Here is a 14799-nt window from a genome sequence, read left to right as displayed (position 1 = left end):
CACGAGTATGATTGACGTTGAAGGACGATGTCAACCATCTGCCGAGGGAAGGGACGTCTGGGGATGACGGCGCAGGGCACACTGGCCACCGGCGAGCCTGGAGGAGCCCTCTCACTCGCCGAGCACGCTTATCAGGTCCTCAAGGACCGCCTCATCATGCTCGACATCCGGCCCGGGGAGCCCATCAACGACGGCCAGCTGGCCGCCGAGCTCGGCGTGGGCCGCACGCCGGTCAGGGAGGCGCTCAAGCGGCTCGAGACGGACCACCTCGTGGTTTCGTACCCGCGTCGCGGCACGTTCGCCACGGTCGTCGACATCACCGAACTCGCCGCCATCTCGGAGATCCGGGAGCTCCTCGAGCCCCTCGCCGCGCGGCGGGCGGCCGAGAACGCAAGCCCTTCTCTACGGCGGGAGATGCGGACGAAGGCCGACGAGATCGGCAGCCTGGACCAGGCGGAGCCCGACCAGATCCAGCTCATGCGGCTCGACCTCTCCGTGCACCGGCTCATCTACCGGAGCGCGGGCAACGCCCACCTCGAGGACGTGCTGATCCGCTACGACAATCTCGCAACCCGGATCTGGTGCCTCGTGCTCGATCGGGCAGCCTCCGTGGCCGGCCACGTGACCGAGCACGCCGAGCTGCTCCGGGCGATTGCGGACGGGGACGCGGAGAAGGCAGGCCGGCTCGCACTCGAGCACGTCACGGGATTCGAGAAGACCATCCGCGCTGTGCTGTAGTTCCCGCTCTGCTGTAGTCCGCGCTCTGCTGGAGAGAACCTGGCAGGGGACGCCCGCGATGGGCCAGCCAACCCTCAGGGGCAGCGCTTCGACCGACCTCCCGCCGCTGCCTACGGCGCTTGATCGTCGCTTGGGGCCCTAGTCCGGCTTTACCGCCCGGAGGCAGGACGGAGGCGGAGGCCACTCATGCCTCCGTCGACGGCGAGGGAGGTTCCCGTCGTGGAACCGTTGAATGGACTGGCGAGGTAGGCGATACCCGCAGCAACCTCCTCCGCAGAGACGAGCCGGCCATGCGGCTGGCGTCCGTTCAGGGCAGCCCGCTCGGCGACAGGATCGGCGGTCTTTTCCAACAGTCGGCCGACCCAAGGGGTATCAGTGGTCCCAGGGCTGACGCAGTTCACCCTGATGCCCTCTCGCACATGGTCGGCGGCCATGGCCAAGGTCAGCGAATAGACGGCACCCTTGCTCGCCGAGTAGAGCGCACGCTGCGGAAGACCCGCGGTGGCAGCGATGGACGAGGTGTTGACGATGGCTGGATGCTCCGAATTCCTCAAATGTGGCAGAGCTGCCCGCGCCACCCGTACGATCCCCAGGACGTTCACCTCGAGCACTCGGCGCCACTCGTCGTCGTCGTTGTCTTCGACACTGCCTTGGGCGCCGATGCCCGCGTTGTTCACGACGATATCGAGGCCGCCCAGGGCGCGGGCGGCTTCCTCAACCGCTGACTGGACGGAGCGGGCGTCCGCGACGTCGCACGCGATCGGAACAGTTCCTTCAGGGGCCGAATCCGGAGCGACGTCCAGCACGGCTACCGCGCAGCCCCGCTCCATCAGATAGGACGCAGCGGCCGCGCCTATTCCCGAAGCGCCGCCCGTCACGATTGCCCTCATGCCGTCAAACTCTGCCGCCAATGCCGTTCTCCTCCCGCACCCGCTGGATGTAGTCCTGCCGTTGCCTGCCCAGACCTTCGATCTCGAGCTCGACTACGTCTCCGTCCTTCAGATAGGGGAAGCGACCCGACAGGGCCACACCCTCGGGAGTTCCGGTGAGCACCAGATCGCCCGGCTCGAGTTCCATGTACTGGCTGAGATCGTGCACGAGGTGGTTGACGTCGAAGATCATGTCGGCAGTGGAGGAGTCCTGGCGTGAATCCCCGTTGACCCAGGTGCGGAGGCGCAGGCGGGACGGATCGACCTCTTCAGGGGTGACGAGCACAGGGCCGAGTGGAAGATAGCCCTTGACGCATTTGCCCTTGCTCCATTGCCCGCCCGATTCCTCGATTTGGTAGGTGCGTTCGGACAGGTCATTCGCAGTGAGATAGCCGGCGATGCATTCTTGTGCCTCCGCCGGGGAGGCAAGATACGCCGCCGTCTTCCCGATGACGACGCCGAGTTCGACTTCCCAGTCCGTCTTGCGGGAATTCTCCGGGATCGTCACGGTGTCGAAGGGTCCGGCGACAGTGTTGGGAGTCTTCAAGAAGATGATGGGCCTGGACGGCGGCGCTGAACCCGACTCTGCCGCATGGGCCGCGTAGTTCTGTCCAACGCATACGACGGCGCCCGGGCGCGCGATGGGCGCCCCGACCCGGGCCCCCTCGATGTCGACTTCGGACAGGCTTCCTTGAGCAAGGGCCTCAGATGTCCTCCGGGGCCCGTCTGCCCAGAAGGCTCCGTCCAGATCTGACGCAATGGGGCTGAGCGAGTAGGCGCGGTCGCCATGGAGGACGACAGGCTGCTCGCTACCGGATAGACCGATCCGCATGAATCTCAACGTGCTGTTCCCTTCGGGGCCGGGGATTCGGGGGCGCCAGGGTTGGAAGCTGTGTCGACCAGGCCGCGTTCCTGCAGTTCCGTCCAGAGCGAGTCGGGGACTCCCTGCGCGGCCAGGGCAACGTTCCGCTCCACTTCGGCCGCGCTGCGCACTCCGACGAGAGTGCTGGTCACGATGGGCTCGCGGAAGGAGAAGGCGAGGGCGGCGGCCGGAAGGGTGGTGCCGTGCCGCTCGCAGATGTCCGCCAGGAGGTTGGCCCGTTCGAGGAGTTCGGCGGGAGCCGGCGCGTAGTTGTACGTCGCTCCGGGCGCCGGCCTGTCCACGGAGAGGAGGCCGCTGTTGAAGACGCTGACGTTGACGATGCCGACTCCGCGCTCGGCGCAGGCGGGCAGGAGAGCGTCTTTCGCCCCCTGTTCGAGCAGGGTGTAACGCCCAGCGAGCATGATGACATCCACGTCGGTCTCGGTCACGAACCGGTGCAGCATCTCCGACTGGTTCATCCCGGCACCGTACGCGCCGATGACGCCTTCGTCCCGCAGTTGCGACAAGGCGGGCACGGCGCCCTCGAGTGCCTCCGGCCAGTAGTCGTCGGGATCGTGGATGTACACGATCTCGACATGGTCGGTGCCGAGCCGCGCGAGGCTCTCCTCGATCGAGCGCAGGACCCCGTCCCGGGAGTAGTCGCGGACTCGCACCAGCTCATCGCTGACATCGAACCCCTCTGCGTCCTTGCCGCCGGGATTGCCGTTGGGACGAAGGAGCCGTCCGACCTTGGTCGAGAGGACGTAGTCGTCGCGAGGAACGCCCCGGAGGGCTTCGCCGAGACGTCGCTCAGACAGTCCGACTCCGTAGTGGGGCGCGGTGTCGAAGTAGCGGATGCCGTGCTTCCAGGCAGCCTCGACGGCTCCGATGGCATCCGCATCGCTCATCTGGCGGTACAGGTTGCCAATGGGCGCACCGCCGAAGCCGAGCACCGTCAGGTCGATCCGGGTGCCCGGGATAGTGTGCGTCTGCATCAATCGGTCCTCCTAGGAGTGGGGCCTGGCGCGAGTCCGTCGCTCCCCATCATGCACCGGCATTGTCCCGGCTGGGTCGGGATACCACCCGCGTCTCCCCCGGCAGCCTAGGCCTCCCACTCCTAGGAAGCGCAGGGCGCGCCTCACGTGGAGCCTTGGGAGCTGCCTTCAAGTAGCGTTGAATGCATACCGCGCCGGGGCGACCGGACCGAGAGACCGCCGCCCGAAGAGTGCGCTCGGCTCACCGTCCACCCGGACCCCCACTGGGGGCGTGCAGCCGCGCGCCCGTGCGCCGGGCCGCTGCCCTTACCGAGGCAGGGGCCCGTGAGAGCAAGAAGAGGAACATGGAACACACTGCCCTGATGGCCCTCGCACTCGTAGGCTTCGACAACCCAGAAAGCCGCAGCGCGCTGCCGAATGCACCAATCGTCGACGACGGCCAAGGCCGGCGCGGCGCGAATCAGCGACGCCGACTGCTCATGAAATTCCGCGGTGGGCTCGCGAATGCCCTTCATCGCCTCGCGTGGTCGCTTGAGCCGGATCCGTGGTCGACGACGCGGACCCGATGAACGACGACTCGGGCGCCCCGTAGCTTCCGAGCAGGGCGAGGGAATCGGCCGACGGCGACCCGGGCTTCGCGGAGAAGAGCCGCAGGGTCTGGTCCGGGTCGTCGCGTGGCGCGAGATCCTCGAAGTTCAGTTCCAGCTCGCCCACGACCGGGTGCCGCAGGCGCACGGTGCCGGCGTGCTCGGTCACAACCCGGTGCCCGGCCCACCACTGCCGGAAGTGCTCGCTCTGAACAGCCAGCTCACCGACAAGCTGATTCGCCTGAGGGTCGCTCGGGTGACGACCGATGTCGACACGCAGTGCCCCTGTTGCCTCGGCCGCCATCGCCGCCCAGTCGGGGAAGAGCTCCCGGGCGCGTGGGTCCAGGATGATCCAGCGGGTGAGGTTGCGCTCGTTCACTGGCATGCTCGGGAAGTCCGCGAGCAGGAGGAACGCAAGGCGGTTTCCGGCAAGGACGTCGGTGCGGCGGCCCAGGATGAGCGCAGGCACCGTGCCGACGGCGTCGAGAAGCTGGCGGAGCGCCGGCCGGACGCCTTGGGCGGGCAGCGGCGAACGCTGCGACTTCGCGCAATGCTCGAGCAGGTCCATCATGTGGGCGCGCTCGGCGGCGTCGAGACGCAGCGCGCGGGCGACGGAGTCGAGCACCGCGCGCGAAGGGTGGATGTTGCGCCCCTGCTCGAGCCGTGTGTAGTAGTCCGTGCTCACGTCGGCAAGCAGCGCGATCTCCTCGCGCCGCAGCCCGGGCACACGGCGGCCGCTCGAGCTCGCGGGGATCCCTGCCTGCTCCGGCGTGAGCCGCGACCGCATGGCCTTGAGGAACCGACCGAACTCAGCGCTTTGACCCATGCACTCCATTCTGGCCCCAATGGGGGGTCGTCTTCCACGCGCAAGGTAGGACTCGCAGTCCTAGGACGGGTGTGCCACATCCGCTGCGAGGCTACGGAACCCGCCAATATCCGCTGCCGTCGCGCTTGCGGTCGACGACGCCCTCGTCGACCAGCGCGCGGCGCACCCCCGGGACGTCGTCGACCCTTGTTCCGAGCCGCGCGTTGAACTCCGCCTCGGAGACTTCCTCGTCGGGGCCCAGGAGATCCGCTCCCAGCTCCCGCAGCAGCTCGTGCCGATGCCTGTGCTGGCGCGGGAGCTGCTCGAGCTTTCCGCTCGGCTTCTCGGGAAGGGCCGCACGGGCTTCGGACAGCAGCGTGTGAAGGGCATCGTCGTCGACAGTCACCCGCCCATGGGGGTCCGCTTTCAGGACCCCGGCCGCGGTGAGGAGGCGATCCTGACGCTCGTCTTGGGCGACGCCGTCGTGCCCTCCCCGCACGATCTCGGCGAAGCGCGCCCGAGAACGCCTGTTGGCGAGGGCGGCCAGGAACTGGATGAGCTGAGGCTGCATGCCTCCACTGTGGCTCACGCGGTGGCCAGCGCGCATCACGCGCCGTCGCGCAGCTGGGCGTTGCCCCGGGCGAGCTTGACGGCGAACGCGAGGGCACCCAGCCGGCCCGTGCCGCGAGGATCCCCGCCGAGGGCGTCGAAGATCCGCGCGAGCCGCTTGTGCAGGCTCTGCCGCTCGAGGAACAGGATGCGAGCAGCGTCTGCGGTATTGCAGCCCGCCGTGATCCAGACGTCGAGGGTGCGGACCAGTTCGCCGCCCCGGCGCTGCTCGAGCTCAATCACCGCTCCGAGCGTCTCCTGCACGAGAGCCTCGGCTGCCGTGCGGGAGAGCTCGCGCTCGGCGAAGCGCTCGACGACGAAGTCGGCACTGTCGTACACCGCATGGTCCCATTTCGAGGCACGGCCGAGGCGCAGGGTCGTGCGGGCCTCGGCCAGCGAGGACGACGCTCCTCGGATGGTCGGCGCGGTAGGCCCCAGGGCGCCCACGGTCCCAGTCCGGGCCAGCGCCTCGCGGAGGGCGGCCATGAGGCCCGCCCGTTCGGCCGGGGCGCGAGGCGCGGTGAGCGCGACGAGGGCGATGGTGGTCTCGCCGTCGGTGTGGAGGCGAGCCCGAGCGCCAGCGCCTCTGAGCGCGCGCTCGACGGCGCCGCGAGGCTGCGAGTCGGCCGACGCCTGGAAGAGCGCGACGGCGACCGGGGCGTCGGCCGCGAGGCCCGATGCCTCGGCAAGCTCGACGAGCTGGTCGCCGCCCCCTCCCGCGACGACCATCCGCATGAGCGCGTCGTCGGCCATGCGCGCCAAGCTGGGCCTATGACGCTGGGCGAGCGCGAGGGCCACGATCCCCCTGACCCGCTGGGCGACGGTCTCGAGCAGTGACGCGTCGACGTCGGGACCGCCGCGCAGCTCGAGCCGGGCGACGTCGACGCCTCCCACGCTCAGCCCGACGCTCGCGAACGCCCCGCCTTCCTGCGCCGGCGCGCCCGCTGCCTGGTCTCCCGCTGCTTCGAGGATCCCCAGGGCGGGATCGACGACGGCGACCGCCGCCCCGAGCGCCTGCGCCGTCAACTCGAGGATCGGCCGCAGGGCGGACCCGGAGACCGCCATGCGCTCGGCGAGCCGCTGCGAGAGGGCGTCCGCGGTCTGGAGCGCCTCGACCTGGCGGGAGACGATCCGCCGGTTGACTGACTCCGCCACCTCGACGAACGGCACGACCCGCCGCAGCTCGACGAGCGGGAGCCCGAGCTCGTCCGCGGCCTCCAGGACGGCCCTGGGAAGGAGGCGCCCTCCGACGGTCTCGACGGCCACGCCGGCGACGGCGCGCTCCGCGAGGCTGCGGACATATTCGAGCTGGGCGCCGGGGCGCAGCGCGAGGAAGGCCTGGCCTCCCGTGAGGAGCAGCTCGCCGCCGCGCAGGAGCGGAGCGATCTGGACCACCTCGCTCGAGTGGACCCAGCGCACCACCTTGCGGGCGACGGCTTCGGCGCCGGCAACGACGACGGGGTCGCCGAAGCGCAGAGGTTCACTCCCGAGGACCTCTTCGAGGGGTACGGACAACTCGCTGCCTCCGGTTCTCGCGGCGCGCCTCCTGCGCGACCCTTCAGGCTGACCATCTTAGCGAGGTCAGGTGACGCTCTGTCACCCGCAGCGACGAGAGAGGTGACGAAGTGAATCTATGGTGTGCTGCGTGCCACATCTAGGCTGGATCGCAAGCCGGCCGGCCCTCTGTATCGAATCCCCCAAACCGCCCTGCTTCTGCCCCAGAAGGTGGCCCATGAGCCTCGAACCCCAGCGCTCCGAGAGCGCTACCCACAGCGTCGAAGACGTCCTCCAGCCCATTCCCGAGTCCGCCCGCACGACGAAGGTGTCGGGGCAGTTCTGGATCTGGGCGGGAGCAAACGTCGCCCCCATCAACTGGATCCTCGGAGCCCTCGGCATCCAGCTCGGCCTAGGGCTCGCCGACACCATGACGGTCCTCGTCATCGGCAATGCCATCGGCATGCTCGGCTTCGGCTTCTTCGTCCTCCTCGGGCAGAAGACCGGCGCGACCGGCATGCTCCTCGCCCGCGGTGCGTTCGGCCGGCGGGGTGCGTACCTGCCGGCGGCGATCCAGGCGATCGTCGCGGTCGGATGGTCCGCCGTCAACACGTGGGTCATCCTCGACCTCGTCATGGCGCTCTTCGGCCAGCTCGGCTGGGTGGACCCGAACCAGCAGAACATCGCGTGGAGGGTCGTCGTCGCCGCGATCATCATGAGCGTCCAGGTCGCCATCTGCTACCGGGGCTACGGTGCCATCGCCAAGTTCGAGCGCATCACGATGCCGCCGACCCTCCTCGTCCTCGTCGCCATGTCCGTCATCGCGTGGACCCAGCTCCACATCGACTGGGGGTACCAAGGGCAGCCGGGCCACATCCTGACCGGAGACGCCAGATTCGCAGCCATGTCCGGCATCATGACCGTGATCGGCATCGGGTGGGGCATCGGCTGGTTCACGTACGCCCCGGACTACTCCCGCTTCGTCTCGAAGAGCATCCCCCGCACGAAGCTCTACCTCACGTCGGTCCTCGGCCAGTTCCTCCCCGTGGTGTGGCTGGGCCTCCTCGGAGCGAGCCTCGCGACCATGAACGGCACAGCCGATCCGGGCGAGCTCGTGGTCAAGAGCTTCGGGGCCCTCGCCGTCCCGGTCATCCTGCTCGTCATCCACGGCCCCATCGCGACGAACATCATCAACCTGTACACGTTCGGCGTCGCCACCCAGGCCCTCGACATCAGGATCTCCCGCAAGAAGCTCTCGATCGTGGTCGGGTGCCTGTCGATGGCCGCCGTGGTCCTGTTCCTCTTCGCCCAGGACTTCGCGACCCTGCTCGACAACTGGCTCGGCACGATCGTCGCGTGGGTCGCCACGTGGGGCGGGATCATGGCGGTACACTACTTCATCTTCGAACGCAGGCACAGCGACTACAGCTACCTGTTCCTGAGCCCCCGCGACACGCGGCTCAAGGCAGTGAACCCGGCCGCGCTCATCGCGTTCGGCGCGGGGCTCGTCATGACGTGGATGTTCATGTACGGGACCCTCCCGATCTTCCAGGGGCCGATCGCCACGGCCATGGGCGGCGTCGACCTCTCGTGGCTCGCAGGGACCGCAACCTCCGCCGCCGTCTACTTCGGGCTCGGATACTTCCGCTTCCGGACCCGCATCGCCCATCACATCCCCCTCGGGATCCGCACCGACCTCACCGACGCGGAGTACCTCGCCCTCGAGCAGGCACCGACCGCGCCGGCAGCCCTCCAGAATGCACCCCTCGAGGAGGCATCATGAGCACGAGCGTCTTCATGGAGGACCTCGACGCCTTCACCTACCGCGAGCGCCTCGCGACGGGCGGCCGGCTCGTCATCGTCCCCGTGGGGTCCGTCGAACAGCATGGCCCGCACCTCCCCCTCACCACGGACGTCCTGCTCGCCCGTGCTGTGAGCGGCCGGCTGGCGGAGGCCCTCGGAGCGCTCGTGGCCGCTCCGATCGTGTACGGGTACAAGTCGCAGCAGCGCTCGGGCGGCGGCAACCACCTCGGCGGCACGACGAGCCTCGACGCCACCACGATGATCGCCATTGCCCGCTCCCTCACCCTCGAGTTCGCGCGGCACGGGGCCGAGCGGGTTGTCTTCCTCAACGGCCATTTCGAGAACTACCAGTTCCTCTACGAAGGGGTCGAGCTCGCGACGACGGAGCTGTCCCTGCGGACCGGAGGCGGCCCAGGCGTCGAGGCGATGCTCGTTTCCTACTGGGACTTCGTGGACGACGCGACTCTCGACGAGGTCTACGCCGGGAGCTTCCCGGGGTGGGAGGTCGAACACGGCGGGGTCCTCGAGACGTCGCTCATGCTCCACCTCTGCCCGCAGCTCGTGGACCTAGGCCGCGTCATGGACCTCCCGCCGGCGGAGCTGCCGCGCTACGACGTCCTGCCGGTCCGCAGCGAACTCACCCCCGCCTCCGGCTGCCTCTCCTCGGCGGCGCGGGCCTCGAAGGAGGCGGGGCGCCTGCTGCTCGAGCGGACGACGGCGGCACTCACCGAGGCGATCGGCAGGGCTTTCCCGGAACCCTCCAGATGCAACGACGTTGCACTGAGCGAGATTAACCCTTGACCGTGATCTGGACCACTCGTAATCTGATGCAACAGCGTTGCATCCATAGCAACCCCAGAATCCCCCTTGGTGGTTTCCATGAGCACTGACGACTCCCCTCTTGCAGCACCCAGCACCTCCCCCGACAGCAGGACCCCGCTCCCGACCGGCCTCAGCAAAGATGCGCGCCGCCGGGTCCTCTGGGGCAGCTTCATCGGCAACTTCGTCGAATGGTTCGACTACGCCGTCTACGGCTACCTCGCCTCGACGATCGCAGCAGCATTCTTCCCCGACTCCGACAAGCGGACCGCCCTCCTCGCGACGTTCGCGGTCTTCGCGATCTCGTTCTTCGTCCGCCCCCTCGGCGGCTTCGTATGGGGGCACATCGGCGACCGGATCGGCCGCCGCACAGCCCTGTCGATCTCGATCCTGATCATGAGCGGCGCGACCTTCTGCATCGCACTCATCCCCTCGTACAGCCTCATCGGCATGGGGGCGCCCATCATCCTTCTTGTCATCCGCGTCATCCAGGGCTTCTCAGCAGCGGGAGAGTACGCGGGAGCCTCGGCCTTCCTCGTCGAGTACGCCCCCGCCCACCGCCGCGGCATGTACGCCGCGGTCGTCCCCGCCTCGACGGCAGCGGGCCTCCTGCTCGGCTCACTCCTCGCGGCCGTGCTCTCCGTCGTCCTGAACGCCCAGCAGATGGCCGAATGGGGCTGGCGCCTCCCGTTCCTCCTCGCGGCACCCATGGGGCTCATCGGGCGGTACATCCGGACGAAGCTCGAGGACACCCCGGTGTTCCGCGAACTCGCCCTAGAGGACAAGGTCGACCATGCGCCTGTCAAGGACATGTTCACGCGGCACTGGGCCTCGCTCGTGCTCGCGGTCGGAGCCGTGCTGCTCAACGCGGTCGGCTTCTACGTGATCCTCTCGTACATGCCGACCTACCTCTCGACCGAGCTCGGCTTCAGCGCGACGGAGTCCTTCGCAGCCACGACGATCGCGCTCGTGACCTACATCGGCTTCATCTTCCTGACGGGCCTCGCGTCGGACCGCTTCGGCCGGAAGCGAGTCCTGATCACGGCGTCCGTGCTTTTCACCCTGCTCACGGTCCCCGCGTTCATGCTCCTCGACGTGGGCAACTTCGGCGTGATCCTGCTCGTCGAGATCTTCCTGGGCGGCATGCTCACGCTCAACGACGGCACGCTGCCGAGCTTCCTCGCCGAGCTCTTCCCGACCCGGATCCGCTATTCGGGCTTCGCGGTGAGCTTCAACCTCGCGAATGCCCTCTTCGGCGGAACCGCCCCGTTCGTGGCCACGCTCCTCATCGGGGCCCTGCACACCAAGCTCGCCCCGGCCTGGTACCTCGTGGCCGCCGCGCTCATCTCCCTGGCCGCCGTGCTCTGCGCGAAGGAGACGTCCCGCAAGCCGCTCGCGCAGTAGCGGCGGGACCACAGCTGCTTCCCCCTGCTTTCCCTGCACCATCGACCCCTTCCATCACACACCCTTCCTCAAGGAGACACATGTCCATCGACACGACCCCCAACATCACCTCGGTCGCCGAGCTCGAGCGCCTCAAGGTCCTCCACAACGGCACGAAGCAGCCGCTCACGTTCTCGGACGCCGAGTTCGAGCGCCGCCTTGCGGGGCTCCGGCAGATCATGGCCGAGAAGGAGCTGGACGCCGTCGTCCTCACCTCGTACCAGAGCATCAAGTACTACTCCGACTTCCTCTTCACGTACTTCGGCCGCTCGTACGCGCTCGTCGTCACGCCCGACGACCAGGTGACCGTGACCGCGAACATCGACGCTGGCATGCCGTGGCGCCGGAGCTATGGCGAGAACATCGTCTACACGGACTGGCGGCGCGACAACTACTACTTCGGGCTCCAGGAGGCCCTGCGCCAGCGGGGCATCAACGCGAAGCGCCTCGGCATCGAGGACGACACCGTGCCGCAGCTCCAGCGCGAACGCATCGCTGGCGCCTTCCCGGGCGTGGCGCTGGTGGACGTCTCCCAGGCCGCGATGCGGCAGCGCATGGTCAAGTCGGCCGAGGAGATCGAGGTCATCAAGCACGGCGCTCGCATCGGGGACCTCGGGGGCGAGGCCATCAAGGCCGCGATCCGCGAGGGCATCAGCGAGTACGAGGTCGCGCTCATCGGCACGGAGGCGATGGTGCACGAGATCGCCCGCACGTTCCCCGACTCCGAGATCCGCGACACCTGGGTGTGGTTCCAATCCGGCATCAACACCGACGGCGCCCACAACTGGGCCACCACCAGGAAGCTGCAGAAGGGCGACATCCTCTCGCTCAACTGCTTCCCCATGACCTCCGGCTACTACACCGCCCTCGAGCGCACGATGTTCCTCGGCGAGCCCGACGCCCGCTCGCGGGAGCTGTGGGAGATCAACGTCGAGGTGCACCGCCGCGGTCTCGAGCTCATCAAGCCGGGCGCTGTCTGCAAGGACATCGCAGCCGAGCTCAACGAGATCTACATCGGCTACGGCCTGCTCCCGAACCGCACGTTCGGCTACGGCCACTCGTTCGGCGTCCTCTCGCACTACTACGGGCGCGAGGCGGGCCTCGAGCTGCGCGAGGACATCGACACGGTGCTCGAGCCGGGCATGGTGGTCTCCATGGAACCCATGATCACGGTGGCCGAGGGCCAGCCGGGGGCGGGCGGGTACCGCGAGCACGACATCCTCGTGGTCGGCGAGGACGGGGCCGAGAACATCACGAAGTTCGGCTTCGGGCCCGAGAACAACATCATCGAGGCCTGACAGGCCGCTTGCCGGCTGCAGCGGCGCGGCGCCATGACACCCATGGCGCCGCGCCGCCGTCGTCCGTTTTGGCGAAGGGCGCCCCTAAGGTGGAATTCATGACTCAGAACGGGAACGGGGAGCAGGCGGAGCCCCGCGGAGCCTCCCCCATCTCGAACGCCGTTGCGGTCCTGCGGTGCTTCAGCGTGGACGAACCGCTGCTCGGCGTCACGGACATCGCAGTGCGGGTGGGCCTCCACAAGAGCTCGGTGTCGCGCATCCTCGCGATCCTCGAGTCGGAGGGACTCGTCGAGCGTGACGAGCCGACCCGCCGTTTCCGGCTCGGACTCGGCGTCATCGGCATCGCCGGGCCGCTCCTCGCGGACCTCGACGAGCGCCGCGTGGCCTACCCAGCGCTGCGCGAGCTTGCCGAGCAGACCGGCGAGACGAGCGCCCTCCTCCTCTGGAACGGGAGCGAGGCGGTTTCGGTCGAGCAGATCCCGAGCCGCCACCAGGTCAAGCACACCACGACCCTCGGCACGCGCTACGCGACCACGCTCTCGGCCTCCGTCCAGGTCTTCCTCGCGAGCGAGCCACCAGAGCGCGTGCGCGAGATCCTCGCCCACGGAAGCCCAGGCGCCCCGGACGACGACGAGTTCGAGGCCTACAGGCGGCGCCTCGCCGAAGTCTCGGAGCGCGGATACGCAGTCAACTACGGCGAGACGTCCGACGAAGAGGTCGGCGTCGCCGCTCCCGTCCACGACCACCGCGGAGACGTCGTCGCCGCGGTGCTCATCTCCGCCCCGCGCTTCCGCATCTCCCCCGAACAGGTCACGGAACTCGGGAAGGCCTGCGCCGTCACCGCCGCCGAGGTGACGCGGCGGCTCGGCGGCTCGGCAGGGAGCCCGGGGACCCGGTTCTAGAGGCGGTTCAGGACGAGGCGGCCGCGCGCTGTGCCGGCGCGGGGACCTCACGCTCCGTGCGCGGCATCCCGACGACGGCGGCAACCGTGAGCAGGGTGCAGATCAGGACTGCGAAGAACACCGTGTCCGACGCCGAGATGATCGTGTGGGGGTTCGAGCTGCCGCCCGGCGTGGCCGCGTAGATCGCGTTCGCAACCGCACCGAACACCGCGACGCCGAGGGAGCTGCCGATCGAGCGCGCGAACATGTTGGTGCCGGTGACGACGCCGCGCTCGTTCCATTCCACGCTCGACTGGGCGGCGATGAGGGTCGGCGTCGCAACGAGGCCCAGGCCCAGGCCGACGACGAAGCAGCTCACCGCAACGAGCAGGACGGTCGGTGCCTGAGCGGTCAGGGCCAGGACCGCCGCGCCGGCCACCGAGATCACGATCCCGATGAGGGCCGTGTTGCGGAATCCGATCCGGAGATAGAGCTTCCCGGACTGGGACGCGCTGATGGGCCAGCCGATCGTCAACGCGGCGAGGGCAAGGCCCGCGAGCACCGGCGAGACCGAGAGGGAACCTTCGAGGAACGTGGGCACATACGACGTGAGACCGAGGATGATGGCGCCGACGCCGAAGGAGACGAGCGTCGTGGTGAGCAGGAGCCTGCGCGAGACAACCCACATCGGCAGGACCGGCTCGGCAGCGCGCCGCTCGACGAACACGAAGATGACGAGCAGCACCGCGCCGATCACGAAGACACCGATGCCGAGGGGCGAGTTCCAGCCCCAGGCCTGCCCGCCCTCGAGAGCACCGAGGATGATGAGCGTCATGGCCCCGGTGAGGAGCGCGGACCCGAGGTAGTCAATGCGGTGCCGGGCACGTTCGACGTTTTCGTGGAACGTGCGGATGAGCATCCAGCCGGCAAGCAGGCAGAGCGGGACGTTGATGAGGAAGATCCCGCGCCAGATGCCGAGCGACGAGAACACGCCGCCGAGCGTCGGCCCGACGACGGACGAGATGGCCCACACGCTCGCGAGGTAGCCCTGGACCTTCGCACGCTCGGCGAGGGAGTAGATGTCGCCCGCGATCGTGATCGCCATGGGCTGGACGGCTCCGGCGCCGAGGCCCTGGAGGACCCGGAACGCGATGAGCGCCGGCATGCTGACGGCGATGCCGCAGAGGATCGAGCCGAGGAGGAAGAGGCCGATGCCGGCAAGGACGATCGGCTTGCGGCCGACCATGTCGGAGAGCTTCGCGTAGACAGGCACCGAGACGGCCTGCGCGAGCAGGTAGCCGGAGAAGAGCCACGGGAAGGACGAGAACCCGCCCACGTCGCGGACGATGGACGGGACCGCGGTCGCGACAATCGTCGAATCGATGGCGACCAGAGCGGTCGTGAGCATCAGTGCGATCAGGATGGGGCCACGCTCGGAGCGGAAACCCACTCCTTCGGCGTGTTTGTTCGTCATGTGTTCCGTCTCTTCTGTGAAGGGGTGAGTGGCACGAATGGCCAGCGTCCTCAAGCGTGAAC

At 68.5% G+C, this 14799-nt stretch carries 13 protein-coding genes; 6 read left to right on the top strand and 7 right to left on the bottom strand.

What is annotated here, in order from left to right; translation table 11 throughout:
- The first annotated feature begins 63 nt into the window (after window positions 1-63).
- Entirely contained in the window at window positions 64-738 is a 675-nt protein-coding gene (locus E6A21_RS10195) for a GntR family transcriptional regulator (RefSeq protein WP_138444026.1), read from the top strand.
- 149 nt (window positions 739-887) lie between these two features.
- On the opposite strand, the gene E6A21_RS10190 is transcribed toward E6A21_RS10195, so the two are convergent.
- From E6A21_RS10190 to E6A21_RS10160, 6 genes are all read right to left on the bottom strand, one after another.
- Window positions 888-1628, bottom strand: a complete 741-nt coding sequence (locus E6A21_RS10190; RefSeq protein WP_138444025.1) for an SDR family NAD(P)-dependent oxidoreductase — start codon at window positions 1626-1628, stop codon at window positions 888-890.
- A 4-nt stretch (window positions 1629-1632) separates the two neighbouring features.
- Entirely contained in the window at window positions 1633-2508 is an 876-nt protein-coding gene (locus E6A21_RS10185; protein ID WP_138444024.1) for a fumarylacetoacetate hydrolase family protein, read from the bottom strand.
- Entirely contained in the window at window positions 2505-3524 is a 1020-nt protein-coding gene (locus tag E6A21_RS10180; RefSeq protein WP_138444023.1) for an aldo/keto reductase, read from the bottom strand. The genes E6A21_RS10185 and E6A21_RS10180 overlap by 4 nt, the downstream gene beginning before the upstream one ends.
- Window positions 3525-4001: 477 nt before the next feature.
- Entirely contained in the window at window positions 4002-4937 is a 936-nt protein-coding gene (locus E6A21_RS10170; RefSeq protein ID WP_138444021.1) for a helix-turn-helix transcriptional regulator, read from the bottom strand.
- Window positions 4938-5028: 91 nt separating this feature from the next.
- Complete coding sequence (locus tag E6A21_RS10165; RefSeq protein WP_171041353.1) at window positions 5029-5487, bottom strand: DUF2087 domain-containing protein; 459 nt, start codon at window positions 5485-5487, stop codon at window positions 5029-5031.
- 35 nt (window positions 5488-5522) lie between these two features.
- The gene (locus E6A21_RS10160; protein ID WP_138444019.1) at window positions 5523-7040 is read right to left on the bottom strand and encodes a PucR family transcriptional regulator; all 1518 of its coding nucleotides are present in this window, start codon (window positions 7038-7040) and stop codon (window positions 5523-5525) included.
- A gap of 217 nt (window positions 7041-7257) precedes the next feature.
- Here E6A21_RS10160 and E6A21_RS10155 point away from each other — a divergent pair, with 217 nt between their 5' ends.
- From E6A21_RS10155 to E6A21_RS10135, 5 genes are all read left to right on the top strand, one after another.
- On the top strand, window positions 7258-8802 hold the full coding sequence (locus E6A21_RS10155) for a purine-cytosine permease family protein (protein WP_138444018.1): 1545 nt from the start codon (window positions 7258-7260) through the stop codon (window positions 8800-8802).
- Complete coding sequence (locus E6A21_RS10150; RefSeq protein ID WP_138444017.1) at window positions 8799-9623, top strand: creatininase; 825 nt, start codon at window positions 8799-8801, stop codon at window positions 9621-9623. The genes E6A21_RS10155 and E6A21_RS10150 overlap by 4 nt, the downstream gene beginning before the upstream one ends.
- A 78-nt stretch (window positions 9624-9701) precedes the next feature.
- Window positions 9702-11045 carry an MFS transporter gene (locus E6A21_RS10145; protein WP_138444016.1) on the top strand — a complete coding sequence of 448 codons (1344 nt, stop codon included), beginning with the start codon at window positions 9702-9704 and terminating at the stop codon, window positions 11043-11045.
- Between the two features lie 80 nt (window positions 11046-11125).
- The gene (locus E6A21_RS10140) at window positions 11126-12382 is read left to right on the top strand and encodes a M24 family metallopeptidase (RefSeq protein ID WP_138444015.1); all 1257 of its coding nucleotides are present in this window, start codon (window positions 11126-11128) and stop codon (window positions 12380-12382) included.
- Between the two features lie 98 nt (window positions 12383-12480).
- Window positions 12481-13284 carry an IclR family transcriptional regulator gene (locus E6A21_RS10135; RefSeq protein ID WP_138444014.1) on the top strand — a complete coding sequence of 268 codons (804 nt, stop codon included), beginning with the start codon at window positions 12481-12483 and terminating at the stop codon, window positions 13282-13284.
- Window positions 13285-13291: 7 nt separating this feature from the next.
- On the opposite strand, the gene E6A21_RS10130 is transcribed toward E6A21_RS10135, so the two are convergent.
- Window positions 13292-14737: an MFS transporter gene (locus E6A21_RS10130; protein ID WP_138444013.1), complete on the bottom strand. Its 1446-nt coding sequence runs from the start codon at window positions 14735-14737 to the stop codon at window positions 13292-13294.
- Window positions 14738-14799 lie beyond the last annotated feature (62 nt).

Source organism: Sinomonas susongensis (assembly GCF_005877005.1).
In the GTDB taxonomy this organism is placed as follows: Bacteria; Actinomycetota; Actinomycetes; order Actinomycetales; family Micrococcaceae; genus Sinomonas; species Sinomonas susongensis.
This window is presented reverse-complemented; position numbering and strand designations above follow the sequence as displayed.